The following is a 24289-nucleotide window of genomic DNA, read 5'->3' as shown; positions in this document are numbered from 1 at the left end:
ATGAAACTGGTTGTGCAGGAGTTCCTGACGCTCGACGGTGTCTCCCAGGGCCCGGGTGCCCCGGACGAGGACACCAGCGACGGGTTCACGCAGGGCGGCTGGTTCGTGCCGTACCTGGACGAGGAGTTCGAACGGCTGGTCGGCGCCTGGCTCGGCGAGGCGGACGCGCTCCTGCTCGGCCGCCGTACCTACCAGAACTTCGCCCGGGACTGGCCGAAGATGACCGACCATCCCGCCGCCGCCATCATGAACGGCCTGCCGAAGTACGTGGCCTCCCACAGCCTGACCACGGCGGGATGGAACCCGACCACGATCCTGTCCGGCGACGTCCCCGCCCAGGTGGCCGAGCTGAAGCGGCAGCCCGGCCGGGAGCTGCAGATCCACGGCAGCGCCCGGCTGGCGCAGTCCCTGCTGGCCGCCGGGCTGGTCGACACGTTGCGGCTCGCGATCGCCCCGGTGGTGGTGGGCCGGGGCCGGCGCCTGTTCCCGGACGGCGGCGCCCCAGCCGGCCTGCGGCTCGTCAGCCAGCAGACGACACCGGGCGGCCTGTCGGTGCACACCTTCGAGTCGACAGGCCTTCCGGAGTACGGGACCTACGGGGCCGGCGCGTAGGCCCCGCGGGCGATGGCCAGTCGCACTCACCGCTGCCACCGGCCGACGGCACTCAGCCGCGCGACTCCGGCGGGACGTACTCGAAGGTGGGCCCGGCCACGGTGCCTTCCTCGTCGGCCAGCTGCATCAGGGCCTGGGCCTTGCCCTTGACCGCGTACATGGTGCCGGTGGCGTCCGCGAGCAGCTTCGGGTTGCCGTTGAACGCCTGCTCCAGCAGGTTCAGCAGGTCGCAGTAGGTGCTGTTGAACTGTTCCTGCGCCGTACGGATCGGGTTGCCCGGGGCGTGGTCGGCCAGCTGCGGGTTGTGCCGCATCGGAGACACGGCGGCCAGGTCCACGGAGACCGTCTCGCCGGTGGGCCCGGTCTGCGCGGTGTCGCCGCGCCGGTAGCGCCGGCCGGCCTTGAGCTCCTGGAACCGGTAGTAGTGGGCCACCTCGTCCCGTTCGGGGTGGAAGATGTCCTGGTCGCCGTCCCAGACCCCGCCGCGGGCCGTGCCCTCGCCCTGCTCGACGATCTCCTCCATCGCACCCAGCGCGGACTCGAGGTCCTCCACCGGGAACAGCTGCCCGGCGGTGTGCCGGAAATGGGTGCCGCTCACCTGGCGGGCCGGATCGCCGGTGAAGACCGCCTGCTCGCCGAGCTGCTCGCACAGGTGGCGCAGCCCCTGCTCGATCGCGGCGTAGAACTGCCCGATCGTCTCGTAGCCGGCGCCCTCGGCCGGGCCGCCGGGCGGCGCCGGCTGTTCGAGCCGCAGGAACATCTCCAGCGCTTCCGCGCCGAAGGGCAGCAGCGACAGCTCCAGGGAGGGGGCGGCGTGGGGGAGCCGGCGGGGATGCGGCGGCAGCATCTCCGGCGTGTCCAGGCGCGGGCTGCCGCCGACGGCGTTCAGCAGGTTGGCGGCCAGCGCCAGGTGCAGCATCTCTTCCACGAAGACGCTGCTCACCACCTCGGCGGCCGCCGGATTGCGCTCCGGGTCCAGCGAGTACAGAGCGCACAGGTACGGCGGCAGGGTCGCGTGCTCCAGCTCGACCGCCCACTGCAGGTGCTCGCGCAGGCTGTCGAGCGTGTCGATCCGGGCCGATGCGACGGCGTTCCGGGATTGGGAGTGGTTCATTTGTGACATACCTCAGTTGTCGGAAGGGGCGGAGGTCACCGCCACCAGATCGGCGCTTCGCGAGTCTCACGCGCTCTCATCGCGTGCTGTCCTCGTGCGCGAACCGTGCTACTTGGGGAGCTCGTCGCGGCCGGGCCAGTCGCGGTAGCGGATCTGGCCGAGGGCGGCGCCGTCGTCCGGCACCAGCGAGCGCTCCAGCACCTCGGACCCGAAGTAGTGCGCGTGCGGGTCGGTCACCACCTCGCGCGGGTCACCCCAGTGGGCCAGCGCCTCGCGGAAGAACTCGTCCATCCGGAACACCTCGGGCCCGGCAACCTCGGTCCTGCCGTTCAGCGGGGTTCCCACAGCGGCCCGGCCGACCGCCTGCGCGACCTCGTCGCCCGCGATGGGCTGGAAGAGCACGGGCGGCATCCGTACCTTGCCGTCGTCGGTGGCCTCGTCGGCGATGCGCCGTACGAACTCGAAGAACTGGGTGGCGTGCACGAGCGAGAACGGGATCGACGACTCCTGGATCAGCTTCTCCTGAGCGATCTTCGCCCGGAAGTAGGCGTTGCCGGGCGGCCGCTCCGTACCCACGACGGACAGCGCGACGTGGTGCCCGACGCCGGCCTCCGCCTCCGCGGCGAGCAGGTTGCGGGTGGAGGTCGTGAAGAACTCCAGGACGGCGGCCTCCTCGAAGGAGGGGGAGTTCGACACGTCGATCACCACCGACGTGCCCTTCAGCACTTCGGCCAGCCCTTCGCCGGTGAGGGTGTTCACCCCGGTGTTCGGTGCCGCCGCCACCGCCTCGTGACCGTGCTCGCCCAGCTTCGTCACCAGCTTCGACCCGATCAACCCGGTCCCGCCGACTACCACGATCTTCATGACGAACTCCTCCTGTCCGCGCCGGGGGACCTGGTCGCCCCCGGTCCTCAGCTAAGACAGCGGAGCCCTCCAGGCTGTGACAGCCTCGGCGAAACAACTTCGGGGCCGCACATCACCGACGTCAGCTCGTGACCGGTCCAGCCCCCTGCCGGCAGGCGTTGCCCGCCGACGCCGGCGGTCAGCGGTCGTCGTCCGCGTCGGTGATCGGTTTCGACGCCACCGCCATCAGATGAGCGCTGACCCCCAGCATGGACGGCTCGGACTCGGTCAGCCGGAGCACCCGCAGCAGAGCCTCCGGCTCCCGCAGCAACTCGTCGAGATTGCCCAGCGGCCCCGCGAACCCCTCCACGGCCAAGAGACGCTCGTGGACGAAGCCCGCCAGCTCCACTTCCGGCCCCACCTCCTCCGCCCGGTGGAAATACGCCCAGAAGACCTCATCGGGCCTGTCCGGGGTGTTGCTCAGCCCCGTACGCAGATTCAGGTCGAACGTGTCCCAGACCTGCTGGTCACCCAGCAGCCCCCGGGTGGTCGCGTCGATGACCCACGCGTAGCGGCCGATGACCTCGGCCAGCAACCGGCCCCCAGGCCGGAGCACCCGTAAGGCCTCCCGCAGCGCCAGCTGCCGGTCGGCGGCGCCGGCAAGGTGATAGAGCGGGCCCATCAGCAGCACCGCGTCAAAACCCGCGTCGGGGAGCGGGAGGCCGCGAGCGTCCCCGAGCCGGCACGAGAAGCCTCCGCTCTGGCTGCGGGCAGCGAGAGCGGAGGCCTGCTCGATGTGCTTCGGCACCGGATCGACCAGCACCACCTCATGGCCGAGCTCGGCCAGGTGCGCCGCATGCGTCCCCGGCCCACCTCCGACGTCGGCGACCCGTCCGCTCTCAGGCAGGAACCGCCGGAAGATGTCCCAGGTACGCCTGCGGGTGAGCTCACCGCGCGGAGTAGCCCAGAGACGCCCTGCCTCGTCGTTCAGCACGTAGTGTCTGAGCACCCGATCTTCGTCTGCCACGACAGAAAGTCTTCCGCACGCTGCCGCCCGGCGGGTTGACCTCGCCCTGCCGGTCACACGGCCCGGTCACACGGCCGCAGGACGGCCGGAAGCGATAATCCGCTGCTAATACGGATTATCACGGCGATTATCTCTTGACGCCCCGTGGCGTCCGGTTTCACAATGACCGGACTAATACGCATTATCAGCTGACGGGTGATACGTACTGTGACTGCTTCAGGGCGGCGTCTGACGCAGCAGGACATCGCGCGCATGGCCGGAGTGAGCCAGACGACGGTGTCGCTGGTGCTCAACGGCAGGGCCGAGGGCGAGGTGCGGATCTCGCCCGAAACCCGCGAGCGGGTGCTCCAGGTGATCAGGGAGACCGGGTACGTGGCCGACCCTGCGGCGCGCCGGCTCGCCGAACGGCGCAACCGCATCTATGGCGTGTTCACCTACGAAGCCGTCTTCCCCGCAGAGAGCGCGGATTTCTACCACCCGTTCCTGGTCGGCATCGAGGAGTGCGCCGAGGAGGCGGGCTGTGACCTGCTGCTGTTCACCAGCGCCAAGGTGGAGCGGGGTGAGCGGCGGCGGATCTTCAGCGCGGAGAGCCGGATCCGGCTGGCTGACGGATGCGTCCTGCTCGGCCGGACGATCGACCGGGAGGACCTGTCCAGGCTGCTGTCCGAGGGCATCCCGTTCGTCTCGGTCGGCCGCCGCGACGACGCGGGTGGGCCGGTGCCGTTCGTCGGAGCGGACTACCCGCCGGCGGTGCGCGCGCTGGTCGAGCGGGCGGCGGCGCTCGGGCACCGGCGGATGGCCTACGTCGGAGCGGGGGCGGGCGCGGAGTCCTACGCCGACCGGCTGCGCGGCTTCACCGAGGGCGTGGCCGCGACCGGGGTCGAAGGGCTGCAGCTGGCGACCGCGGACCGGCTGTTCGGCTCCGGCGCGAGCGTGGTGTTCGCCGAGGAGCTGGCCGATGGCGCGGCCATCGCCGAGGCCGCCCGGTCCCGTGGCCTGGACGTGCCGCGCGACCTGTCCATCGTCGCGCTGGGCGCGCCCACCAGGCCCGTCTCGACCGACATCGACTTCGCCGGGTTCCGCATCCCCCGGCGGGAGATGGGCCGCAGGGCCGTCGAGCTGCTCACCCGGGTGCTGGAGCGCGGCGGCACCCCGCAGGAACTGCTGGCGTGCGAGCTGGTCGAGGGATCGACGCTGGCACCCGTACGCGAGGGGAGGTAACTCCCCGCCTGGTCGAGACATCGGGAGACGCGCTCGGCGCCGGCCTCACGTTCCCGCACCGCCCATCGTGCGCCCCCATCCCGTCCAAATTCACCCTGCCGCAGGCGTTCACCCGGTTCGCCGACGCCTGTGGCACGCCCTCTGGAACGCACACACCCCTCTGAAAGGCCGACCATGCTGTCCCGCCGTACCCTGCTCCGCGCCGCTGCCCTGCTCCCGGCGTCCGCCCCCGTGCTCGCCTCCGGCACCGCGTTCGCCGCGGTTCCCGACCTGGCGCCGCCGCCGACCGTCGACCGCGCGTTGTTCGCCCCCCACGAGCAGCGCTTCGCGCCGTACCTGGTCACGCTCGCGCCCATGGTCAACGACATGGCCGACAGCGGCTTCTTCGCCGGTGGCTGGTGGCGCACGCCGGCGGCGACGTTCAACGCCCGCGTGCAGGAGCACGTCTTCACGCTGGCCTGGTTCTACGCCAACCCCCGCCCGTGGAACCCGTACGCCGGGGACACGAACCTGCTGGCCGCGCTCGACGCGGCGCTCGGCCACTACCTGTCGCTCCAGCACCCCGACGGTTCCTTCCCCGAGTACAGCCGCAACGAGCACGGCCTGGCGCCCACCGGGTTCGGGCTCGGCTACCTCGCCAAGACCCTGTGGATGCTGCGCTCGGCCGGGGTGCTGCCCGCCAGGCAGGCCCAGGTGGCCACCGCTCTGCGTACGGCCATGACGTGGTTCCTGAACCCCGGCAACCGCACCGTCTGGCAGGAACCCCTCCACTACGCCAACCAGACCGCCTCGGGCCTGGCCGGGGTCGCGTTCGCGCTCAAGCACGACCCCGACCCCGCCTTCGCCACGAGCCTGACCGAGGCGTTCGCCCGGATCGCCGCGACCGGCGTGAGCCCCGCCGGCTTCTTCCACGAGGAGCGCGGCCACGACATGAACTACAACTTCGAGGTCATGCTCCCCGAGCTGGCCGACGCCTACCACCACAACCCGGACCCTAACCTGGTGGACATGGCCCGCGCCTTCACCGGCTTCCTGTCCTACAACCTGCTGCGCGAGCCCGACGGCTCCGGGTACATGGTCAACGTCGCCCCCTCCACCCGCACCAGCGCCCGCTGGTACGACGAGGTCCGGCCCGACCCCGACAGGACCGCGCTCAACTGGACGTTCACCCGCGAGGTGCCGCTGCTGTCGGCGTTCATGACCGCCCGCGAGGACCTGGCCGAGGCCCGCGCCGCCTGGGCCGCGTCCACCGACCCGGTGACGCCGCTGGCCAAGCAGGACACCTCGCCGCGCATCCTCACCCACGGCCTCAACGGCGAACGCTTCCCCAGCCGGCGGCAGCGGGCCGCCGCCATCGCGAACCTGCCCTACCTGCGCTCGCACGACTTCGTCGAGCTGCGCAGAGACGGCGGGCAGGACTTCCTGTACGTCCGCAAGCCCGGCCTGTACCTGGGCGGCTACTTCGGCAACCGCGCCTCCCGCAGCCGCACCGGCCTGACCTTCCTGTGGCACCCCGAAGCCGGCACGATCATCTGCGGGCTCAACGACAACAACCACGCCTGCTGGTCCACCGTCTTCCCCGGCCAGGTGCCCGACTCCAACGGCTCCCTGCCCGCCACGTACTTCCGCGGCGCCCCCGGCGGCACGGAGTGGACCGGCGGCTCGGCCCCCGCCGCCTTCGGCATCCGTTACGGCAACGCGGACGTCACCACGGACGTCCTGGTCACCCGCCGGACGATCCGGCGCACCGTCACCGCGAACGCCCCCGCCACCGAGCAGATCCCCCTCGTCCTCCAGCCCGGGGACGTCCTCACCTTCACCGACGGCACGCGGGCCGCGTTCGGCGGGTCGACCACCGCCACCGCCGACGGCTTCGACGTCCGCCGGGGCGGCACCACGATCCGCTTCCGCTGGGGCACCCCGCTGCCGGCGACCGTCGCCGCGGGCAGCGTGCGCTACTTCCGTGACGGCGCCCGCCGCTTCCACGCCCTGCGCATCCCTCACCAGGGCACGTTCGACCTCCAGGTCATCGTCGGGTGACCCGGGACCCCGTCCGGGGGCCGGCGCTCGTCCGGACCCCCGGCCGGGGCGTCAGGGCCGGGTCAGGCGGGTGCGTAGACCCGGTGCACGAACTCCGCGAGCTTGTTGTCGGGCAGTTCCTTGGCCAGGTCGGCCTCGCTGACCATGCCCACGATCCGCTTGTTCTCGAGGACGGGAAGCCGCTTGATCTGGTGCTGAGCCATCATCTGCAGCGCCTCCTCGAGGCTGCTGCCGGACTCCGTCCACACCAGGCCGTGGGCCAGCTCGCCCGCCGTCATGCGGTCGAGGTCCTTGCCCTCCGCGCAGCACTTGATCACGATGTCACGGTCGGTGATGATGCCCTTGAGCCGGTCGTCCTCCCCGCAGATCGGCAGCGCGCCGACCGACAGGTCACGCATCATCTGCGTGGCCGTGCGCAGGCTGTCGTGCTCACCGATGCACTCGGCCCCTTGGTGCATCACGTCCTGGACCCTCTTGTTGGTTCCCGGTGTGCCCATTGGTGCCTCCTTCGACAGGTGCCGATGGAACCTCCAACTGTCGCCTACCCCTCAATCGGCGAATCATCGCAGGTCGAAGCGGGTGTTGCGGATTGCGGGCCCTGTTAGCACGTCGTGGCCCCGGGTAGCCGCGCTGGTAGCGAGGCACCGAAGCGGGGGCACCGGAGCGCGGGCGGCTGATCGCGGTCAAGGGGGAGTCATGACGGGGATCAAGCAGGTCAGCGAGAAGAAGCTGATGCTCTGCTCAGGCCGCGCGTATCCGGATCTCGCCCATGAGGTGGCCCGCGAGCTGCGTATCGAGGTGACGCCGATCGACCTGCGGGAGTTCGCCAACGGCGAGATCTACGTCAGGTTCGAGGAGTCCGTACGCGGCTCCGACGCGTTCGTGATCCAGAGCCACTCCGCCCCGATCAACACGTGGATCATGGAACAGCTCATCATGGTCGACGCGCTCAAGCGCGCCTCCGCCCGGCGGATCACGGTGGTGGTGCCGTTCCTCGGGTACGCCCGCCAGGACAAGAAGCACCGCGGCCGCGAGCCGATCTCGGCCCGGCTGATGGCCGACCTGTTCGCCGCCGCCGGGGCCGACCGGCTCATGGCCGTCGACCTGCACACGGCGCAGATCCAGGGCTTCTTCGACGGCCCCGTCGATCACCTGCACGCGCTTCCCCTGCTCGCCGACTACGTCACCCGGCACGTGGACACGCGACAGCTGACCGTGGTGGCGCCGGACGCCGGCCGGGTCCGCGTGGCCGAGAAATGGACGGATCGGCTCGGCTGCCCCCTGGCGATCATCCACAAGCGGCGGGACATCGAGCGGCCGAACGAGGTCAGCGTGCACGAGGTGGTGGGCGAGGTGGCCGGGCGCGCCTGCGTGATCATCGACGACATGATCGACACCGGCGGCACCGTGGTACGCGCCGCCGAGGCCCTCGCCGACCGGGGCGCCACCCAGGTCCTCGCGGTCGCCACGCACGGGGTGTTCTCCGGCGACGCGGTCGAGCGGCTCGAGAAGGCCAACCTGGCCCGGCTCGTCATCACCAACACGCTGCCCACCCTGACGCGCTTCCCCTCCGGCCGGCTGGTCGTGCTGTCCATCGCCCCGCTGCTGGCGCGCGCCATCAGAGAGGTGTTCCTGGAGGGCTCGGTGACCAGCCTCTTCGAGGGCGAGAGCTGACCGGCGATGCGCACGCTGGCGGAGGTCGTCAGGCAGATGGGGATGACCGATCCCCGCCTGCTGGCCGCCGTCGCCGCCACGCCGCGCGAGATGTTCGTACCGCCGCGCTCGGCCGGCCGGGCCCAGCTCGACGAGCCGATCCCGATCGGCCACGGGCAGCCGACCTCGCAGCCGTCGCTGGTCGCCCAGATGATCGACGCGTTGCGGCTGACCGGTACGGAGACCGTCCTGGAGATCGGCACCGGCTACGGGTACCAGACCGCCCTGCTGGCCCACCTGGCCCACCGCGTCTATTCCGTGGAACGCCACCCCGACCTGGCCGCACATGCCCGGACCAACCTGGCCGCGGCGGGCGTGACCAACGTCGAGGTCCAGGTCGCCGACGGCACCGCCGGCCTGCCCGCCCACGCCCCGTTCGACGCCGTCGTCGTCTCGGCCGCCGCCCCCACGGTGCCGGGGCCGCTGGCCGGGCAACTGGCCGAGGGCGGCCGCCTGGTCATGCCGATCAGTGGCGACATCGCCGACATCGTCACCCTGTACACCAAGCGACAGGGCCGGCTGGTGCGCGTGCGACCGCTGACCCCTGCCCAGTTCGTCCCGCTCGTCGGCAGGTACGCGGGCACCGCCGACCGCTGACGGCTGACGCCCGATGAGCCGCGGTAGCCGTTCCGGCTCGTGGATCCCCCGTCACCGCCGGGCGAGCTCCCCGGAGCTCCCGGGCGGCCGGTGCGCAGCCGCGCCGGCGGGGTGCGGCCGGGGGGACAAGGCGCAGACCGCGAGGGCGGCGGTCGCGTAGCCGGCGCCGAGCAGGCAGGCGGCGGGCCACCCGGCGGTCGCGTACGTCCACGCCGTGGTCACCGCGCCGAGGGCCGAGCCGAGGGAGTAGAAGGCCATGTACGCGCCGATCGCGCTGCCGGCCTGCCGGGGCCGGGCCGTGGTGATGAGGTGCTGGTTGCTGACGTGGACGGCCTGCACCGCGAGGTCCAGCAGGATCACGCCCGCGCCCAGCAGCCACAGGGACTGCCCGGTGCGGGCGGTGAACGCCCACGACCCGATCAGGACCACCAGTGCCCAGCCCGTGACCGTGCCGGCGTGTCCGCGGTCGGCCCACCGTCCCGCGCGGGCGGCACCGAGAGCGCCGGCGAGCCCGGCGAGAGCGAACAGGCCGATCTGCGCCGGCGTCAGGTGCCACGGTTCGGCGCTCAGCGGGAGTGCCAGCCCGCTCCAGAGCGTCCCGAACGAGGCGAACACGAAGAACGCGATGGCCGCTCGGCTGCGAAACATCCGGTCGGCGGCGACGAGCCGCCCCATGGAGGCGATCACCTGCCGGTAGCCGCCGCGGGCGCCCTCATGCGACTCGTCCGCGGGCAGCGAGATCAGGACGAGTCCGGCCAGGATCACCGAGGCGGCGGCCAGGGCGGCGTACACGCTGCGCCAGCCTGCCGCCCCGGCCAGGAAGCCCGCGACCACGCGGGCGCCGAGGATGCCGACGACCACGCCGGAGGTCACGGCACCGATGTTCCTGCCGCGCTCGTGCGGTGACGACACGGCGGCCGTGTAGGCGACGGTCGTCTGCACCACGACCGCGAACATCCCCGCGACACCGAGCCCCACCAGCGCGAGCGGCGCCGTCGTCGAGGCCGCGACGACGGCGCTTCCCGCCGCGGTGAGCACCAGATGTCCCGCGATGAGCCGCCGCCGGTCGAGCACGTCTCCCAGCGGAACGAGCGTGACCAGCCCGGCCAGATAGCCGGCCTGGCCGATGGCGACGAGCCACCCCAGACCGCCGGCCGTGAGCCCCAGGTCCGACCCCGCCGCGTCCAGGACGGGCTGCACGGCGTAGACGTTCGCCACGGCCACCGCGCACACCACGGCCAGCAGCAACCTGCGCCCTCCACCGAGGATCGTCGACACGCTGTCCTCCAATCAGTAGCAAATTGCAACTAATCGGAGGCTAGGGCAGAATGGTTGCGAAAAGCAACCGAATGGGGGTGTGCATGACAGCCGAGCGCTGGACCGACCCGAGCTGCCCGGTGGCCAGGGCCGTCGACCTGGTCGGCGACCGCTGGAGCCTGCTCATCGTCCGGGACGCGATGGACGGGGCATCCACCTTCACCGACTTCCACCAGCGGCTCGGGATCGCCCGCAACATCCTCACCGACCGGCTGCGCCGCCTCACCGAGCACGGCATCCTCGCCCGGGGCGCCGCCCCATCCGGCAAGCGGCAGACCTACGCGCTGACCGACGCGGGCCGCGACCTGTTCACCGTGGTGCTGGCCCTGCGCCAGTGGGGCGAGCGCAACGCCTTCGCCGCCGGGGAGGAGCACTCGGTGCTCGTCGACCAGCGCGGGGAGGCCGTCCCCGAGCTGCGCGCCGTCGGCACCACCGGCGCGCCGCTCACCTCCAGCACGACTCGCGTCCAGAAGGTGAATTGACCTCTGCCTTGGGCGGGGTTCGTGGAGGCCGGCGGACCGGTCCTTGCGTGCGCCGCTCTCTGCTAGAACTCGCAGCCCACCTCGTTCTCGGCGTCGCAGGTGTCTGTGTTGGGGCCGCCGTCGGCGTCGTCGTTGCCTCCCTCGCCGACGAGTGTGTCGTCACCGTCGCTACCGAAGACGACGTCCCTGGCCGGCCCGCCCGTGAACGTGTCCGCCCCCGCCCCCATCTCCGCTCTCGATCGCAGCGAGGTCTGGTTGCGCAGCACGTCGTGGCCGTTGCGCATGACGGCCGTGATCCGGGTGACTCCCGCGCTCGCGCAGTCCACCTGGTTCGCGGTCACCGCCGCGCACTGCGCGCCCGGATTCACCGTGTCGGTGATGTTCGTGACGAGCAGCGAGCCGTCGACGTCGACGGACACCGTGACGTCATCCGACAAGTTGCCCGCCCTGATCTCCAGCACGGCGCCGGTCACCGCCACGTTGGTGGCGGCGTGAGCCGGCCCGGTGACGGCCAGCAGCGTGCCGCACAGTGCGGCTCCCGCGGTCAGCGCGCGGATGCCGTGCCCGCGCACCGTGGTGGCTCCTGAGCGTGTGTCGTTCCCACGTGTACTCATCTATCCCCTTGCCGGGTGGATGATCGAGCGCCGTCATCGATGCCCGATGCCCCCAGTACAGCGCCACAACGGCCGCCCCTCCGTGCCGGAACGCACCCGCGCTACGCGCCCTTCGGCGTGGACAAGGGGGCCGAGGTGGCGCGGCCGACGTCACCGTCTGGCGCATCGATTCACCGTACGAGCCACAGACGCGAGACTTCCCTCATGACCACAGACCTCATCGTGCGCCCGGCCCAGCCCGCCGACGCGCGCGTCCTGGCCGAGCTGCGCTGGACGTTCAAGCTGGAGGACCACGAAGGACGGCCACCGGCGCCGGTTCGGCCCCTGGAAGAGGCCGAGCGATGGATCCACGACCGGCTCAGCCACGGCCGCTGGCTGGCCTGGGTCGCGGAGACCGGAGGCGACATCTGCGGCCACGTCTTCCTCTGCGTGGTGGAGAGGATGCCGGACCCGTACGGCGACAGCGCCCCGATCGGCTACGTGACGAACTTCTACATCACGCCGTCGCAACGGAACAGGGGAGCCGGTTCGGCACTGCTCGAGGCGCTGAAGCAGCACTGCCGGAGCATCGGCTTCGACACTCTCGTCGTCTGGCCCTCCGAGCGCAGCGGCCCCCTCTGGCGGCGCCACGGCTTCCAGCCTCCCGGCGAGCTGCTGGAACTCCCACTTGACGCTTGACGTTGAAGGTCGCCCACGAGGCGGTCATTCCGGTCGCGAGCCGGGGGTGGGCGTGAGGCGACCTGCGCTTCGTCGCCTACGACAGCGGATACCCCGCCGCCCTGACGGCCATCGCCCGCCTGGTCGCACTGTCTACGCCGAAGGGCGCGGAGCCCGGGTGCGTTCCGGCACGGAGGAGCGGCCGTTGTGGCGCTGTACTGGGGACATCGGGCACCGATGACGGCGCTCGATCATCCACCCGGCAAGGGGATAGATGAGTACACGCGGGAACGACACACGCACAAGAGCCACCACGGTGCGCGGGCACGGCATCCGCGCGCTGACCGCGGGAGCCGCGCTGTGCGGCACGCTGCTGGCCGTCACCGGGCCGGTCCACGCCGCCACCAACGTGGCGGTGGCCGGCGCCGTGCTGGAGATCAACGCGGGCAACATGGGGGACGCCATTACGGTGTCCGTCGACGTCGACGGCTCGCTGCTCGTCACCAACACCGGTGACACGGTGGTGGCGGGCGCGCAGTGCGTGGCGGTGACCGCCAACCAGGTGGACTGCGCGAGCGCGGGGGTCGCCAGGATCAGGGCGGCCATGAACAGCGGTGATGACGTGCTGCGTAACCAGACCTCCCTGCGGGCGAGGGCGGACATGGGAGCGGGCACGGACTGGTTCGAGGGCGGGTCGGCCGTCGACACCGTCGACGGTAACGACGGTAACGACACCCTTCTCGGCGGGGACGGCAACGACAGGCTCTTCGGCAACAGCGAGGATGACTTCCTCGTCGGCGAAGGGGGAGACGACGACGCCGACGGCGGCTCCGACATCGACCTGTGCGACGCCGAAAGCGAGATCAACTGCGAGCTGTAGCGGAGGGATCGGCCCGGGTCCGGGTCCGGGTCCGGGTCCGGGTCCGGGTTCGGTCTCGCGTCGATGGCTGCTCGGTGATGGCGGCGATGGCTTCGGCGCCGGGTTCGACGTAGCGCATGGCGGTGCGGGGGTTCTTGTTCCGGGCCTTGCACATGACGAGTCGCAGCGGCGCTGTTTCAGGGGCGGGTGCTCAAGGGGCAGGCTAGAGGCGCTGCGGGTCGGGGACCCTCCGGCCGAAGGCCGACAGGCCCTGCTCGTGGTGCTCGATCAGGCCGAGACGGCGATAGAAGGAGTGGTTGGAGGGGCCGGCCGGGGTGGATTCGTGGTCGGTGGTGAGAACGAAGTAGCGGCAGTGCGCATACCGGTCCTTGAGTCGCTCCAGCAGCCGGCGGCCGATGCCCTTGCCGTGTTGGCCAGGCTCCGGCACACACGTGCGACGTCACGCGTCCACGGGTGCCAGCCGACCGAGTCGTACAGCTCGAACACCTCGGCCTCGTCGAACGACGTCTCCTGATCGATGATCACCAATTATGGGTCTCCCTGCCGTTCTCAGCGTGAACCGACGCGTTCGAGCCTACTCATGCGAGTGACAGCACTCCGAGGGCGGCGGTCCGGCACGCCCTCCGAGTGCTGCGGCACCGGCTATTCGTTCGGGCAGAAGACCGCTTCGGCGGCCTTGACGAGGAGCGGCTGGAGGGAGTCGTCGGTGTTGGGCACGGCCAGCGTGACGGACAGGGCGAACTGCATGCGACCGTCCGTGGTGGCGAACGTGGCGGCGTTGAAACCGGGCGCGCTGCCCTTGACCTGGGACACCCGGATCGTGCCTCCGCACATGCCGCCCTGACCGCCCTCGGACGGCTTCGGGGAGGGCGGGGCCTGGTTCCTCGGCGGCCCCTGCAGCACCTTCCGCAGCTCCTCCGGCAGCAGCCGGTTCTTGTTGAACGCGGCGTGGAAGGCGCTGATGTCGTGGGCGGTGGAGATGACGCCGCCGGCCGCGTACCCGTAGCTCATGTTGAGCCGGTCGATGTCACGCAGCTTGCCGTTGTCGTCGGGGAAATAGCCGTGCCCGTGCGGACCCTTGATGCCGCCGGGAAACCTGGTGGGCAGGTAGGAGTCGTCCATGCCGACGGGGTCGAAGATGCGCCGCTCGAACTCGGCGGCAACGCTGTGCTTCGTCGTCCTCTCGATGATCAGGCCCAGGAGCATGTAGTTGGTGTTGGAGTAGGAGAACCTCTCACCCGGCTCCTGCTGCCTGGGCAGGGCACGGGACCTCTTCACCAGCTCCATCGGCGAGTAGTACGTGGTGAAGTCGAAGGTGGGGACGACGTCCGGGTGGAACCAGTTGGGGATGCCGGAGGTGTGCTGGACGAGCTGTTGCAACGTGATCTCGTCGGCCCGCTCGACCAGGTCCTTCTCGGCCACTTCCGGCAGCAGGTCACTGAGCCTGTCGTCGAGCTTGAGCCTGCCCTCCTCGACCAGTTGCAGGATCACGACGCCGGTCATCTGCTTGGTCTGGGAACCGACGCGGTAACGAGAGCCGCTCGGGATCCGGCCGCCCTTGCCGCCGATCAGCCGGGAACCGGCCGTGCCCTTCCCGGCGAGCTCGCCGTCGACGTAGGCCTCGCCGATCGCGCCCACGATCTGCGGGTTTCCGGCCAGTTCCGTCAACGCGGCCTGCACGTTCCCCACCTTGGGCCGGTCACTGGTAGCGGCGGAGGGCGTCAGCATGCTCAGGCTCAGCATCGCGCCGCTCAGCCCGGCCAGGCCGGTCGCGGTCACACGATTCACTCTGAAGATCCTTTCCTCGGGTACGGTCCTCCGAGGACATGTCTAGACGTGGGCGGGTTTCCGCACCGTTTCCACCGCCGGTAGGGGAAACAGCCAGGAAACGGTCGCCGGTCTAGACGTGGGCGCATGAACCACCGAACCTCACTGGCGGCGCTGCTGGCCCTGGCGGTACTGCTGAGCCACCATCCGGCCGCCGCGAACGCGTCCGAGACCAGGCCCGGGCCCACCGTCGACTGGAAGCCCTGCCCGGAGTACTCCGACGAGGTCATCCGGGCCCTGGGAATGTCCGAGCAGCAGGTGCCGGCCTTCCGCGCGCAGATGAAGCGGCTGCGGTGCGGGACGGTCAGCGTCCCGCTGGACCACGCAGACCCCGGCGGCCGGCAGATCAGCGTTGCGGTCACCCGGCTGGCCGCCTCGGACAGGGCGCGCAGGATCGGCGCCGTCACCGTCCTGCCCGGCGGGCCGGGCAACAGCGGCTACCTCGATCCCGTCCGCATGATGCTCAGGAACGAGCAGATGGCCCGGCTCAACGAGCGGTACGACCTCATCGGCCTCGACCCCCGAGGCGTCAACAACAGCACCAAGGTCGCCTGCGAGCTTGGTCCCGGCGGAATGCCGGAACCCGGCCCGCTGACCGAGGAGACGGCCAGGAGGATCTACAACGCCCAGGTGGCCGCCAACCAGGCCTGCGGCGACTCCGATCCCGCCTTCCTCGGCCGGCTCACCACCGAGAACGTGGCCAGGGACCTGGACCTGATCAGGACCGCGATGGGCGAGCGCGAGCTGAGTCTGCTCGGCCTGTCCTGGGGCAGCCGGCTCGGCATGGTGTACCGGGGCATGTTCCCCGGGCGCACCGCACGCGTCTTCCTCGACAGTGTCCCGCCGCCGTGGACCCGCCTCGACGAGCACGTCAAGGGCAGCGCGCAGGCGGCCGAACGCAACTTCGGGCGGATGGCGGCCTGGCTGGCCCGCAACGACGGAACCTACGGCCTGGGCGCCACCGCGCGGCAGGTGCGCGACGCGGTGGTGAAGCTGGGCCGCGACTACGACAGCCGGCCCAGGACCTTCACCGACCTGCAGCGGCCGATCGACGGCTCGGCGATCGCCGACCTGGCCCGCCGCAACTCCACCGAGTGGGCGCGCGCGGGCAAGGCGCTGACCGAGCTGCGGGACGCGACCGGCCCCACCGCGCCGCCGACCGTGAAGGAGCTCTTCGCTTCGATGGGGGCGCCCGTGCCTGGCATGCCCGAAACGCTCAACATCACCATGAACCGGGCGGTCAAGTGCAACGAGGACAGCAGCCGGGTCGGCTTCCCCGCGGCGTGGCAGGCGTACCAGCAGCGCGTTGAGCGCCTGCCGGCCACGGGCCGGGCGTGGGGCCTGGGCGTCGAGTGCGCAGGCTGGCCGCTGCCGGTGCGGGACAGCCCGGTGAAGCGGGGCAGGGGCTCGCTGGTGCTCTCCGGGCACCTGCACGAGTTCATGTCCGTCTACGACTGGACGTTGCAGACGCGGCGCGCCATCGGCGGCACCCTCTACACGGTCGCCGACGACGTGCACGTCTCGGCCACCCGGGTGCCGGACTGTGCCGCCGACGTGGTCGCGTACTTCGACACCGGTCGCATCGACCGGGGCTGCCCCGGCATGAGCTGACCGGCGTCGGCCCGGTGGATGCTCATTTCGCCGGGTTCCGGGAGGACAGCCCGGGCCGGGGTGCGGGGGCGGTCGCGGTGGCTGTGTCGTGCGGGCGGGGGGAACCAAGGAGCGCCCACACAGCCAGCGTGGCCGCCGCGCAGACGCCGGTCGTACACCACAGCGTCAGGTGCCACGCCTCGGTGAGCAAGGTCGCCTCCAGAGCCCGGCCAGGCTCGGCGAGCTTGCCGGCGACGATCCGCGCGGCGCGTTCGGGCTCGCCGGCCCGGTCGTGCAGGGCAGTGGCGAGGGCGGCGCCGAACAGGGTGGTGGCCAGGGCGCCGCCGCCGGCCCGCACGGTGTTGAGCAGGCCGGTGGCCATGCCGATGCGGTCCTGTTCGACCCGGTTCACGGCCTGGGCGTCGGTGGTGCCGATCATCAGGCCCATGCCGGCGCCGATGGTCGCCAGCGGGGCCAGGAGCCCGGTGGCCGTGATGCCGGGGTGGAGCGTGGTGAGCCAGGCGTTGCCCGCGGCGATCAGCGACAGGCTGACGGTGACCAGGGCACGGGGCCGGACGCCATGGTTGATCAGGAAGCCGCCCAGCTGGGGGAGGAGCAGCACGGGCGTGGTGAGCATCAGCATGATGAGCCCGGCCTCCTGGACGGACGCGCCTCCCGCCGCTTGGAGGTAGGTGGGCAGGTAGGCGGTCACCCCGGCGGGTCCGGCGGCGAGGAGCAGCCCGGCCAGCGTCCAGGCCAGGAAACGGCGGTCGCGCAGCAGGCCGAGGTCCAGCACCGCGTGCTGGGCCCCGCGTTCGACCAGCACGAACGTCACGAACATGGCCAGACCCGCGGCCACCGGGAGCAGGACGATCGTGCTGGCCCAGCCCGCGTCGGAGGCCTGGTTGACGCCGAACAGGGTGAGGGTGAGCGCGGCGATGAGGGTCAGTGCGCCGGGAACGTCGACGCGAGGTCTCCCACCCGCCCGCGATTCGGCCATGCCGGCCGCGCCGGCCAGCATGAGCAGCCCCGCGGCGGCGAAGAGGGCGAAGGTGGCCCGCCAGCCGAGCGCGCCGACCATCCAGCCGGACAACGTCGGGCCGGCCGCCAGGCCCACGCCCGCCGTCGTGCCCATCGCCGCGTAGACCCGGGTGCGGGCACGGCCGGTGAAGGTGGCGCCGAGCACGGCACCGCCCCCGGCCATCACCCCGGCCGCGCCGATGCCCGACAGCGTTCTGGCCGCGTTCAGCAGCAGGATGCCGTCGGCCAGCGCACTGGCCAGCGCCCCGGCGGCGTAGACGGCGGCGCCCGCCGCGAAGACGCGGCGGCGGCCGAACAGGTCGCCCAGCGATCCGGCGACCAGCATCATCGCGGCGGCTGCCAGGAAGTAGCCCACCACCACCCACTGCAGGGCGGCGCCGGAGGCGTGCAGGTCGGCGCCGATCCGCGGCAGTGCGACGGTGGTGCCGGACATCAGCATCGGCAACGCCAGGAAGCCCAGCAGCACGGCTGCCAGCGTCACGGCCCGCCGCCCGGTCACGGCCGCCCTCCACCGGCGCGGATCACCGCGCCCGGGAACGCCTCGGGGACACGCGGTCCGGTACGGCCCGCCGGCCCGTGCCGCATGCTCATGCCGCCACCGGCGCGCGCAGCGCCTTCAACGCTGTGGACCAGGCGACGACCTCGTCGAGCAGTTCGACCAGGGTGGGCTCCTGGTGGGGGCCCGGGGCGATCACGCCGGGCTCGGCCGGGTCGGTGATCTCGAAATCGGTGAAGGCCGACAGCGCGACCTGGGTGCGCACGTTGGCCACCTGGAGCTCGGTCATGACCTGGCGCAGGTGCTCCACGGCGCGCACGCCGCCGTGCACGCCGTGGCTGACGAAGCCGGCCGCCTTGTTGTTCCATTCGGCGTGCAGGAAGTCGATGGCGTTCTTCAACGCGGCGGGCGCGGAGTGGTTGTACTCCGGAGTGACGAACACGAAGCCGTCGAAGGAGGCGATGGCTTCGGCCCAGGCCTTGGTGTGGGGGTGACGGTACTCGCCGAACAGGGCGGGCGTCGGCTCGTCCAGGACCGGCAGTCCGTACGCGGCCGGATCGACGACCTCGAACGTCGCCCGCCCGGCCGCGCCGGCCTCGTGGCGGGCGGCGACCTCGGCGACCCAGCGGGCCGCCACGGCGGTCCTGCGGCGGGGGCGGGTGCTGCCGATGACGATGGCAATCCTGATCATGCTTGCTCTCCTCGTGGTGCTTTCGGAACATCGGTAAAGTACAACGTGTATGGCAAAAAGTAAAACGTTGACTGTAATCGCATCTGCGGGTCGCCGCCGCCGAGCGGGCGCGAGATGCGGGGCGGCGCGGCCGGTTGCGGTCGGCAAGGACGCCTGTCCGGTACGGGCGGCGTGCGCGACGGTACGGGCGGAGTACGGACAGCGCCGTGCCAGCGCCGGTCCCTAACGTTCACACCAAGCCGCCGAAGACCTCGTCAGCCCGCGGCCGGCAGCCGCTGACGTGCGGCAACGCGTGACTTCCCGCCCACCTCCGCGAGTTCCGCCGATCCCCCACGATGCCCGGAATTCACCATGAAAGGAAACATGTGAAGCCCAGAATCATGACGTTGATCGTGGCCTTCTGCGTCGCGGTCTCCAGCGCCGTCCTCGCCGCCGCGCCCTCGGCGTACGCCGACGGTCTGAGCAATCCGAGCGGCACGCTCACCGTCTCCTGCCCGGGTGCCGAGGCCTTCATCCAGGTCGACTGGAAGACCGCGGACAAGGTGACCGTCCGCTGGCGTATCGACGACAGCGTGGCACCCTTCATCTTCCCCAGCGGCGAGCCCTACTTCGTCCTCCGAGGGTGGCAACGGCCACAACGAGATCGGCCTCAGGTCCGACTGGAACCCCGCGACAACGTCCCCAACATCAATCACCTCAGGGTGCGGGTCCAGAACGGGACGACCGATCAGGGGACGCACTGCTACCAGGAGCGGGACATCTACAACTGGAGCATGATCGCCCACAAGAACGCCATGGCCAAGAGCGGCGCACCCTACATCCTCGGGGGTCTGGGCACGCCCGAGCACCCGGGCTACGACTGCTCGGGCCTGGTCTACTCCTCCTACAACCCGATCGCGAACTTCCCCGGCTGGCCCGTCCGCCGCGCCGTCGACATGTGGAACTGGGCCAGGAACAACCAGTCCCCCGGGAAGTTCTACGCCAAGGAGGTCGCGTACTCGGGCCTGAAGGTCGGTGACCTGATCTTCTACAAGACGACCGCGGAAGCCGTCGGCCACGTCTCCTTCTGGGAGGGGGACGGCCGGGTCCTCGACGCGCTCGAGCCGGGAACCAACGCCGGCGTCCATGACGAAGGCAGCCTCCGCAACGTCCGCGTCGCGGCCTTCCGCATCCTCGGCGTCGCGACCATCGACAACGAATGACGTCTCTCCTGGGGGTCCAGGCCGCGACCGGGACGCCCAGGACACCGCCGCCGGACGACGACCACCGCTCCGCATAACACAGGCCCCGGTGTGCTTTCGCCAGCACGCTGGGGCCTGTGGCGTCTTCTGGCCTAGGATCGTCTGGTGCCCCGAAGGTCGCAGATCAACAATCTGGTCACTCGGAGTAGGTACGAGTGACGGAGACAAGCTTCGGCGGGCTGCTTCGAGCCCATCGCCGCCGCGCCGGACTGACGCAACGGCAACTCGCCGACCGGGCGGGCGTGAGCGCGGGCACCATCCGCGACCTGGAACAGGGCAGGACGAGAAGCCCGAAGCGGGACTCGGTCCAGGCCATCGCCGTCGCACTCGGATTGGGCGGGCCCGAGGCCGAGCACCTGCACGCCGCCGCCGAGGCCCATCGCCCCCCGCGCACCGAAGCCGATCCGATCCGTGGCGGCCCGCTGCGCATCCGTGTGCTCGGTCCGATCGAGGTCTGGCACGGCGAGGTCCAGGCGTCCCTCGGCTCCGTGGCGATCGCCGGGTCGTGCGGTTTCCGCCTCCTCGAAAGGCAGGCACTGGCCGCGCTGCACGCGTCGAGACGATGAACCGGACCAATCAGGGAGCGGCGGCCCTGCGGACCCGGAGCCGGTGACCCGATTCGTGCTGCTACGGTGCCTTTCGGCGATCAGTGCCGGAGATCGGTCGCCACGGGCCCGGCCCCGACCGCCCCTTAGAAGGAGTGACCCTGCGACGAGACGGACCGTGGCGGCGGATGGTCATCGCGTTCGTGCCGGGCCGGCCCACCCTCGAAGCCGCTCGGGACTCCGAGCACGAAGGAGACCATCGGATGAGCAGCGAGATGACCATGAGGGTCTGGCGGGGCAGAGCCGGTGCCGGCGGCGCGCCGGAGCCGGTGCGGGACCTGGTCGAGTTCTCCGACGGATCCGGATCAGCGCGGTTGGTCGCCTACCCGGAGCGGGAGCTCCCGCCGGGCGGCGTGCCCGCGTACCTCGCCGCCCGCGGCAGCGGTGCCCGCTCATTCGTGCTGTGGGCCGACGAGCACCGCCGGGAGCGGGTGGCGACCTTGGTGACCGCCTCGGCCGCCGGCGGCGTCGCGACGTTTCAGGTTTTCGGGGCACACGGCGAACTCATCGGCACCTTCGTGCGCGAGAAGGCACTCCGGGGCAGGGGACTGCGTACCCGCTGGACCGTGCGGCAGGCGGGCGGCCGTGAGGCGGTGGGCTACAAGGGCCGCATCGTCTGGTGGTGCGTGTGGTGGGCGCTGTGGCCGGTGCAGGCGCTGTTCCTGCTGTCGGCTCTGCTGGGGAACGGTGGCGACGTCGCGCGCGGGCCCAGGCGCATCATCTGGCGGGCGGACGGACGGACACCGCTGGAGTTCCGGTCGGGCGGCGACCGGCTGCTCCTGCACGCGCCGGAGACCGACTGGAGGCTGGCGGCCGCGCTGACGGTCCTGCTGCGTGCCTTCGACAGCTGGGTGGGCGTGCCGTGGGACGCCCGCAAGGAGTGACCGGTCACCCGGACGGCGCCGGTGCGGGGGCGAACGGAAGCCGGCCCGGAATTCAGAGCCACGCCTGGAGCTCCTCGCCGTGCGGGTCGTCCACCAGGCGGCATGCGTCCCCGCGGCCAGGGCCGCGGGCGGCTCGCCCGGGCCGAGCAGGGCCTCGGGCCCGCGCAGCCGGGGCAGATGGGTGACGTCGAAGACGAACGGCAGCTCCACGGCATGGGCGGCGCCCAGCCGGCCGAGCGCGGTTCCCCGAAGGACGCCTCCGGCCATCATGCGGACGGGCGGCCTGTCGGACGCATGACTGCACTCCTGATCACAGGGGTGCCGGGGCGTGCAGCCGGCTGGCGTCGTGGCTGGGCGGGATGCCGTACTGGCGGCGGTACTCGCGGCTGAACTGGGAGGCGCTGTCGTAGCCGACGCGGTGGGCGACCCCCGTGATGTCACCGGCGTGGGTGGCGAGCAGGAGCCGGGCCTGCTGGAGGCGGATCTGCTTCTGGAACTGGATGGGGCTCAGCGCGGTGATCGTCTGGAAGTGGCGGTAGAAGGCCGAAGGGCTCATGCCGGACAGCCGGGCCAGGTCCTCGACGCGGAAGGGCTCGGCGTAGTGGTCCTGGATCCAGCGGACGGCCCGGGCGATGTGGCTGAGGCTGCTGTCGGCCAGGCCCAGCTGGCGTACGGTGCCGCCCTGCTCCCCGGTGAGCAGCCGCCAGAGGATCTCCTGTTTGACCAGCGGCGCCAGCACCGCCTGGTCGCGGGGCCGCTCCAGCAGGCGCACCAGGCGGATCAGGGCGTCGAGCAGGTCGGCCGTCATGCCCGCGACGGCGATGCCCGGCAGCGCCACCGCCCGGGGGCGGGGGAGATCGCCGGAGCCGGCCCGCAGGAGAAGGTCGGCGATGGCGGACGGCTCCAGGACGAGCGCCAGCCCCAGCGCCGGACGCTCCGGGCCGACCTCGACGAAGTGGCCGGTGACGGGCAGGTCGACGGAGGCCACCAGGTAGCTGCCGGGGCGGTATTCGTGGATCCGGTCACCCACCGCGAGCCGTTTGGCGCCCTGGGCGAGGACCGCCAGCACCGTGCCGGACATCGCGGGTGACGGCGGGCCCGTCCGCTCGGCCTTCGCGATGTACAGGCCGTCGATGACGGTGGTCTCCTCGGGCCGGACGTGGCGGGCCAGCAACGCGCGAAGCTCCTCGAATCCCATGCCCGGATTCCACCACAACCATCCCGGATCAGCACGCCAGACGGAGAGGATCGTGCAAGAGCCGAGGAGCTTCGTTCTACCGTTACACCAGCTCCAGGCGATGAAATGGAGTCACCCGGCCGAGGGCGAAGAATCCCTGGCCGAGGGAATCATGCATGGCCATCCTCGAAGGAGCACTGTCGTGAACGTCCGCTACGGGTTCAACGCCACCCTGACCGCCAAGCCCGGCATGGGCGAGCGGCTGGCCGACCTGCTGCTGACCGGTCTGGACGCGGGCAGCCCGGCCGCCGACGAGCACTGCCTGGTCTACCTCGTCTGCCGGTCGGCCTCCGACCCCGACGTCGTCCACGTCACCGAGGGCTGGACCAGCGAGGAGGACCACCACCGGATCTTCGCCGGCCAGGCCGCCCAGGCCCTCGTCGTCCAGGTCCAGGACCTGGTCGCCGCGCAGTCCCCGTACACCGACCTCGTGCCGGTCGGCGGCAAGGCCGCCTTCTGATCCCCCGCGAACACCTGCCGGAAGGAAACACCATGTCGTCTCCCGCGCGCCCCGCTCTCGACCCCGAGCTGAACGCCCTGCTCGCCGGCCTGCCGCTGGTCCGGCAGATCACCCCGCAGATCCTCGCGCAGTTGCGCCAGATGCCCCCGTCGCCGGTCGAACCCCTGCTGGAGGGCCGGGAGGTGCACCGGCGTGAGGTCACCGTCCCCGGCCTCGACGGCGCGCCGATCCCGATGACGGTCCTCACCCCGGCCGGCGCCGGTTCCGGAGCGCCGTGCGTCTACTGGATGCACGGCGGCGGCATGATCATGGGCGACCGGTTCTCGCAGATCGACATCCCCCTCGAATGGCTCGACGCGCTCGGTGCCGTCGTGGTCACCGTCGGCTACCGGCTCGCCCCCGAGGCCGGCGGCACCACCCCCGTCGAGGACTGCTACCAGGGCCTGCGCTGGATCGCCGGCCACGCCGGCGAGCTGGGCATCGACCCCGGCCGCATCGTCGTCGCGGGCGCCAGCGCGGGCGGCGGCCTCGCCGCCGGCGTCACCCTCATGGCACGCGATCGCGGCACACCCGCGATCGCCGCCCAGGTCCTGATCTGCCCCATGCTCGACCACCGCAACACCACCACCTCCAGCCGCCAGTACGCCGGCGAACCCGGCGTGTGGACCCGCGAGACCAACGCGTTCGCCTGGAGCGCCGTCCTCGGCGACCGCACCGGCGACCAGGTCCCCGCCTACGTCGCACCCGCCACAGCGGACAACCTGTCCGGCCTGCCCACCACCTACATCGACGCCGGCTCCGCCGAGGTCTTCCGCGACGAGGACGTCGAGTACGCCACCCGCATCTGGGCCGCGGGCGGCCAGGCCGAACTGCACGTCTGGGCCGGTGGGTTCCATGGCTTCGACGCCCTCTTCCCCCACGCCGGCCTGTCGGCCGCCGCCCGCCGGACCCGCACCCAGTGGCTCACCCGCACCCTGGGAGGGCCGCGCGTGCGCTCCGCCTCCGAGAGCGAGCGTGCGGCAACGGCGGGACCATGACGGACTTCGCGTGGAACGCCGCTTCTGCTCAACCGGCGGTGGACATCGTGCGGGCCCGACGTG

At 71.5% G+C, this 24289-nt stretch carries 25 protein-coding genes; 14 read left to right on the top strand and 11 right to left on the bottom strand.

Annotated elements, in window-relative coordinates:
* Complete coding sequence (locus ACBJ59_RS46240; protein ID WP_375116441.1) at positions 1–612, top strand: dihydrofolate reductase family protein; 612 nt, start codon at positions 1–3, stop codon at positions 610–612.
* Positions 613–664: 52 nt separating this feature from the next.
* Here the strand turns inward: ACBJ59_RS46240 and ACBJ59_RS46235 are convergent, their stop codons facing one another.
* The 3 genes from ACBJ59_RS46235 to ACBJ59_RS46225 all read right to left on the bottom strand — a co-directional run bounded on the left by ACBJ59_RS46235 (position 665) and on the right by ACBJ59_RS46225 (position 3596).
* Positions 665–1726 (bottom strand): ferritin-like protein, encoded by a 1062-nt coding sequence (locus ACBJ59_RS46235; protein ID WP_375116440.1) that lies wholly within the window; start codon positions 1724–1726, stop codon positions 665–667.
* Between the two features lie 108 nt (positions 1727–1834).
* Complete coding sequence (locus tag ACBJ59_RS46230) at positions 1835–2590, bottom strand: SDR family oxidoreductase (RefSeq protein ID WP_375116439.1); 756 nt, start codon at positions 2588–2590, stop codon at positions 1835–1837.
* A 178-nt stretch (positions 2591–2768) separates the two neighbouring features.
* A complete protein-coding gene (locus tag ACBJ59_RS46225; RefSeq protein ID WP_375116438.1) occupies positions 2769–3596 on the bottom strand; it encodes a class I SAM-dependent methyltransferase in 828 nt (275 codons plus the stop codon).
* 195 nt (positions 3597–3791) lie between these two features.
* On the opposite strand from ACBJ59_RS46225, the gene ACBJ59_RS46220 reads away from it, so the two are divergent.
* Together ACBJ59_RS46220 and ACBJ59_RS46215 are read left to right on the top strand one after the other, a co-directional pair.
* Entirely contained in the window at positions 3792–4817 is a 1026-nt protein-coding gene (locus ACBJ59_RS46220) for a LacI family DNA-binding transcriptional regulator (RefSeq protein ID WP_375116437.1), read from the top strand.
* A 174-nt stretch (positions 4818–4991) separates the two neighbouring features.
* Entirely contained in the window at positions 4992–6857 is a 1866-nt protein-coding gene (locus tag ACBJ59_RS46215) for a hypothetical protein (protein ID WP_375116436.1), read from the top strand.
* 62 nt (positions 6858–6919) lie between these two features.
* Here the strand turns inward: ACBJ59_RS46215 and ACBJ59_RS46210 are convergent, their stop codons facing one another.
* Entirely contained in the window at positions 6920–7354 is a 435-nt protein-coding gene (locus tag ACBJ59_RS46210; RefSeq protein ID WP_375116435.1) for a CBS domain-containing protein, read from the bottom strand.
* Between the two features lie 199 nt (positions 7355–7553).
* On the opposite strand from ACBJ59_RS46210, the gene ACBJ59_RS46205 reads away from it, so the two are divergent.
* Positions 7554–8531 (top strand): ribose-phosphate diphosphokinase, encoded by a 978-nt coding sequence (locus ACBJ59_RS46205; protein WP_375116434.1) that lies wholly within the window; start codon positions 7554–7556, stop codon positions 8529–8531.
* Between the two features lie 6 nt (positions 8532–8537).
* The gene (locus ACBJ59_RS46200) at positions 8538–9167 is read left to right on the top strand and encodes a protein-L-isoaspartate(D-aspartate) O-methyltransferase (protein WP_375116433.1); all 630 of its coding nucleotides are present in this window, start codon (positions 8538–8540) and stop codon (positions 9165–9167) included.
* A gap of 51 nt (positions 9168–9218) precedes the next feature.
* Here the strand turns inward: ACBJ59_RS46200 and ACBJ59_RS46195 are convergent, their stop codons facing one another.
* Positions 9219–10445: an MFS transporter gene (locus ACBJ59_RS46195; protein ID WP_375116432.1), complete on the bottom strand. Its 1227-nt coding sequence runs from the start codon at positions 10443–10445 to the stop codon at positions 9219–9221.
* Positions 10446–10528: 83 nt separating this feature from the next.
* On the opposite strand from ACBJ59_RS46195, the gene ACBJ59_RS46190 reads away from it, so the two are divergent.
* A complete protein-coding gene (locus tag ACBJ59_RS46190; RefSeq protein ID WP_375116431.1) occupies positions 10529–10966 on the top strand; it encodes a winged helix-turn-helix transcriptional regulator in 438 nt (145 codons plus the stop codon).
* A 62-nt stretch (positions 10967–11028) separates the two neighbouring features.
* On the opposite strand, the gene ACBJ59_RS46185 is transcribed toward ACBJ59_RS46190, so the two are convergent.
* Positions 11029–11580 (bottom strand): hypothetical protein, encoded by a 552-nt coding sequence (locus ACBJ59_RS46185; protein ID WP_375116430.1) that lies wholly within the window; start codon positions 11578–11580, stop codon positions 11029–11031.
* Positions 11581–11784: 204 nt separating this feature from the next.
* Between ACBJ59_RS46185 and ACBJ59_RS46180 the strand changes: the two genes are divergently transcribed.
* Together ACBJ59_RS46180 and ACBJ59_RS46175 are read left to right on the top strand one after the other, a co-directional pair.
* Entirely contained in the window at positions 11785–12258 is a 474-nt protein-coding gene (locus tag ACBJ59_RS46180; RefSeq protein WP_375116429.1) for a GNAT family N-acetyltransferase, read from the top strand.
* Between the two features lie 253 nt (positions 12259–12511).
* Entirely contained in the window at positions 12512–13117 is a 606-nt protein-coding gene (locus tag ACBJ59_RS46175; protein ID WP_375116428.1) for a hypothetical protein, read from the top strand.
* A 202-nt stretch (positions 13118–13319) separates the two neighbouring features.
* Here the strand turns inward: ACBJ59_RS46175 and ACBJ59_RS46170 are convergent, their stop codons facing one another.
* Both ACBJ59_RS46170 and ACBJ59_RS46165 read right to left on the bottom strand, forming a co-directional pair.
* Entirely contained in the window at positions 13320–13544 is a 225-nt protein-coding gene (locus ACBJ59_RS46170; RefSeq protein WP_375116427.1) for a GNAT family N-acetyltransferase, read from the bottom strand.
* Between the two features lie 215 nt (positions 13545–13759).
* On the bottom strand, positions 13760–14905 hold the full coding sequence (locus tag ACBJ59_RS46165; protein WP_375116426.1) for a serine hydrolase domain-containing protein: 1146 nt from the start codon (positions 14903–14905) through the stop codon (positions 13760–13762).
* Between the two features lie 126 nt (positions 14906–15031).
* On the opposite strand from ACBJ59_RS46165, the gene ACBJ59_RS46160 reads away from it, so the two are divergent.
* On the top strand, positions 15032–16555 hold the full coding sequence (locus ACBJ59_RS46160) for an alpha/beta fold hydrolase (RefSeq protein WP_375116425.1): 1524 nt from the start codon (positions 15032–15034) through the stop codon (positions 16553–16555).
* 22 nt (positions 16556–16577) lie between these two features.
* On the opposite strand, the gene ACBJ59_RS46155 is transcribed toward ACBJ59_RS46160, so the two are convergent.
* Together ACBJ59_RS46155 and ACBJ59_RS46150 are read right to left on the bottom strand one after the other, a co-directional pair.
* Positions 16578–18074, bottom strand: a complete 1497-nt coding sequence (locus ACBJ59_RS46155) for an MFS transporter (RefSeq protein ID WP_375116424.1) — start codon at positions 18072–18074, stop codon at positions 16578–16580.
* A gap of 88 nt (positions 18075–18162) precedes the next feature.
* Positions 18163–18762: an NADPH-dependent FMN reductase gene (locus ACBJ59_RS46150; protein ID WP_375116423.1), complete on the bottom strand. Its 600-nt coding sequence runs from the start codon at positions 18760–18762 to the stop codon at positions 18163–18165.
* Between the two features lie 365 nt (positions 18763–19127).
* On the opposite strand from ACBJ59_RS46150, the gene ACBJ59_RS46145 reads away from it, so the two are divergent.
* The 3 genes from ACBJ59_RS46145 (at position 19128) to ACBJ59_RS46135 (ending at position 21492) form a co-directional block, all read left to right on the top strand.
* Complete coding sequence (locus ACBJ59_RS46145; RefSeq protein ID WP_375116422.1) at positions 19128–19964, top strand: C40 family peptidase; 837 nt, start codon at positions 19128–19130, stop codon at positions 19962–19964.
* Positions 19965–20158: 194 nt separating this feature from the next.
* Entirely contained in the window at positions 20159–20569 is a 411-nt protein-coding gene (locus ACBJ59_RS46140; protein ID WP_375116421.1) for a helix-turn-helix domain-containing protein, read from the top strand.
* A gap of 242 nt (positions 20570–20811) precedes the next feature.
* On the top strand, positions 20812–21492 hold the full coding sequence (locus ACBJ59_RS46135; RefSeq protein ID WP_375116420.1) for a hypothetical protein: 681 nt from the start codon (positions 20812–20814) through the stop codon (positions 21490–21492).
* Between the two features lie 310 nt (positions 21493–21802).
* Here the strand turns inward: ACBJ59_RS46135 and ACBJ59_RS46130 are convergent, their stop codons facing one another.
* The gene (locus ACBJ59_RS46130) at positions 21803–22690 is read right to left on the bottom strand and encodes an AraC family transcriptional regulator N-terminal domain-containing protein (protein WP_375116419.1); all 888 of its coding nucleotides are present in this window, start codon (positions 22688–22690) and stop codon (positions 21803–21805) included.
* A 181-nt stretch (positions 22691–22871) separates the two neighbouring features.
* On the opposite strand from ACBJ59_RS46130, the gene ACBJ59_RS46125 reads away from it, so the two are divergent.
* Positions 22872–23189 (top strand): putative quinol monooxygenase, encoded by a 318-nt coding sequence (locus ACBJ59_RS46125; protein ID WP_375116418.1) that lies wholly within the window; start codon positions 22872–22874, stop codon positions 23187–23189.
* A gap of 32 nt (positions 23190–23221) precedes the next feature.
* The gene (locus ACBJ59_RS46120) at positions 23222–24226 is read left to right on the top strand and encodes an alpha/beta hydrolase (protein WP_375116417.1); all 1005 of its coding nucleotides are present in this window, start codon (positions 23222–23224) and stop codon (positions 24224–24226) included.
* Positions 24227–24289 lie beyond the last annotated feature (63 nt).

Origin of the sequence: Nonomuraea sp. MTCD27, from assembly GCF_041950495.1 — a bacterium.
Taxonomy (GTDB): domain Bacteria; phylum Actinomycetota; class Actinomycetes; order Streptosporangiales; family Streptosporangiaceae; genus Nonomuraea.
Note: the sequence above shows the minus strand (reverse complement) of the source record. Positions and strands in the feature narration are given on the sequence as shown.

Bases quoted from the DNA above. Each gene is read 5' to 3' on its own strand.
- ACBJ59_RS46175 (WP_375116428.1), top strand. From the start codon at position 12,512: ATGAGTACACGCGGGAACGACACACGCACAAGAGCCACCACGGTGCGC.
- ACBJ59_RS46210 (WP_375116435.1), bottom strand. From the start codon at position 7,354: ATGGGCACACCGGGAACCAACAAGAGGGTCCAGGACGTGATGCACCAA.
- ACBJ59_RS46130 (WP_375116419.1), bottom strand. From the start codon at position 22,690: ATGGGATTCGAGGAGCTTCGCGCGTTGCTGGCCCGCCACGTCCGGCCC.
- ACBJ59_RS46190 (WP_375116431.1), top strand. From the start codon at position 10,529: ATGACAGCCGAGCGCTGGACCGACCCGAGCTGCCCGGTGGCCAGGGCC.
- ACBJ59_RS46200 (WP_375116433.1), top strand. From the start codon at position 8,538: ATGCGCACGCTGGCGGAGGTCGTCAGGCAGATGGGGATGACCGATCCC.
- ACBJ59_RS46160 (WP_375116425.1), top strand. From the start codon at position 15,032: ATGAACCACCGAACCTCACTGGCGGCGCTGCTGGCCCTGGCGGTACTG.
- ACBJ59_RS46215 (WP_375116436.1), top strand. From the start codon at position 4,992: ATGCTGTCCCGCCGTACCCTGCTCCGCGCCGCTGCCCTGCTCCCGGCG.
- ACBJ59_RS46180 (WP_375116429.1), top strand. From the start codon at position 11,785: ATGACCACAGACCTCATCGTGCGCCCGGCCCAGCCCGCCGACGCGCGC.
- ACBJ59_RS46135 (WP_375116420.1), top strand. From the start codon at position 20,812: ATGAGCAGCGAGATGACCATGAGGGTCTGGCGGGGCAGAGCCGGTGCC.
- ACBJ59_RS46235 (WP_375116440.1), bottom strand. From the start codon at position 1,726: ATGAACCACTCCCAATCCCGGAACGCCGTCGCATCGGCCCGGATCGAC.
- ACBJ59_RS46205 (WP_375116434.1), top strand. From the start codon at position 7,554: ATGACGGGGATCAAGCAGGTCAGCGAGAAGAAGCTGATGCTCTGCTCA.
- ACBJ59_RS46230 (WP_375116439.1), bottom strand. From the start codon at position 2,590: ATGAAGATCGTGGTAGTCGGCGGGACCGGGTTGATCGGGTCGAAGCTG.
- ACBJ59_RS46120 (WP_375116417.1), top strand. From the start codon at position 23,222: ATGTCGTCTCCCGCGCGCCCCGCTCTCGACCCCGAGCTGAACGCCCTG.
- ACBJ59_RS46150 (WP_375116423.1), bottom strand. From the start codon at position 18,762: ATGATCAGGATTGCCATCGTCATCGGCAGCACCCGCCCCCGCCGCAGG.
- ACBJ59_RS46240 (WP_375116441.1), top strand. From the start codon at position 1: ATGAAACTGGTTGTGCAGGAGTTCCTGACGCTCGACGGTGTCTCCCAG.
- ACBJ59_RS46185 (WP_375116430.1), bottom strand. From the start codon at position 11,580: ATGAGTACACGTGGGAACGACACACGCTCAGGAGCCACCACGGTGCGC.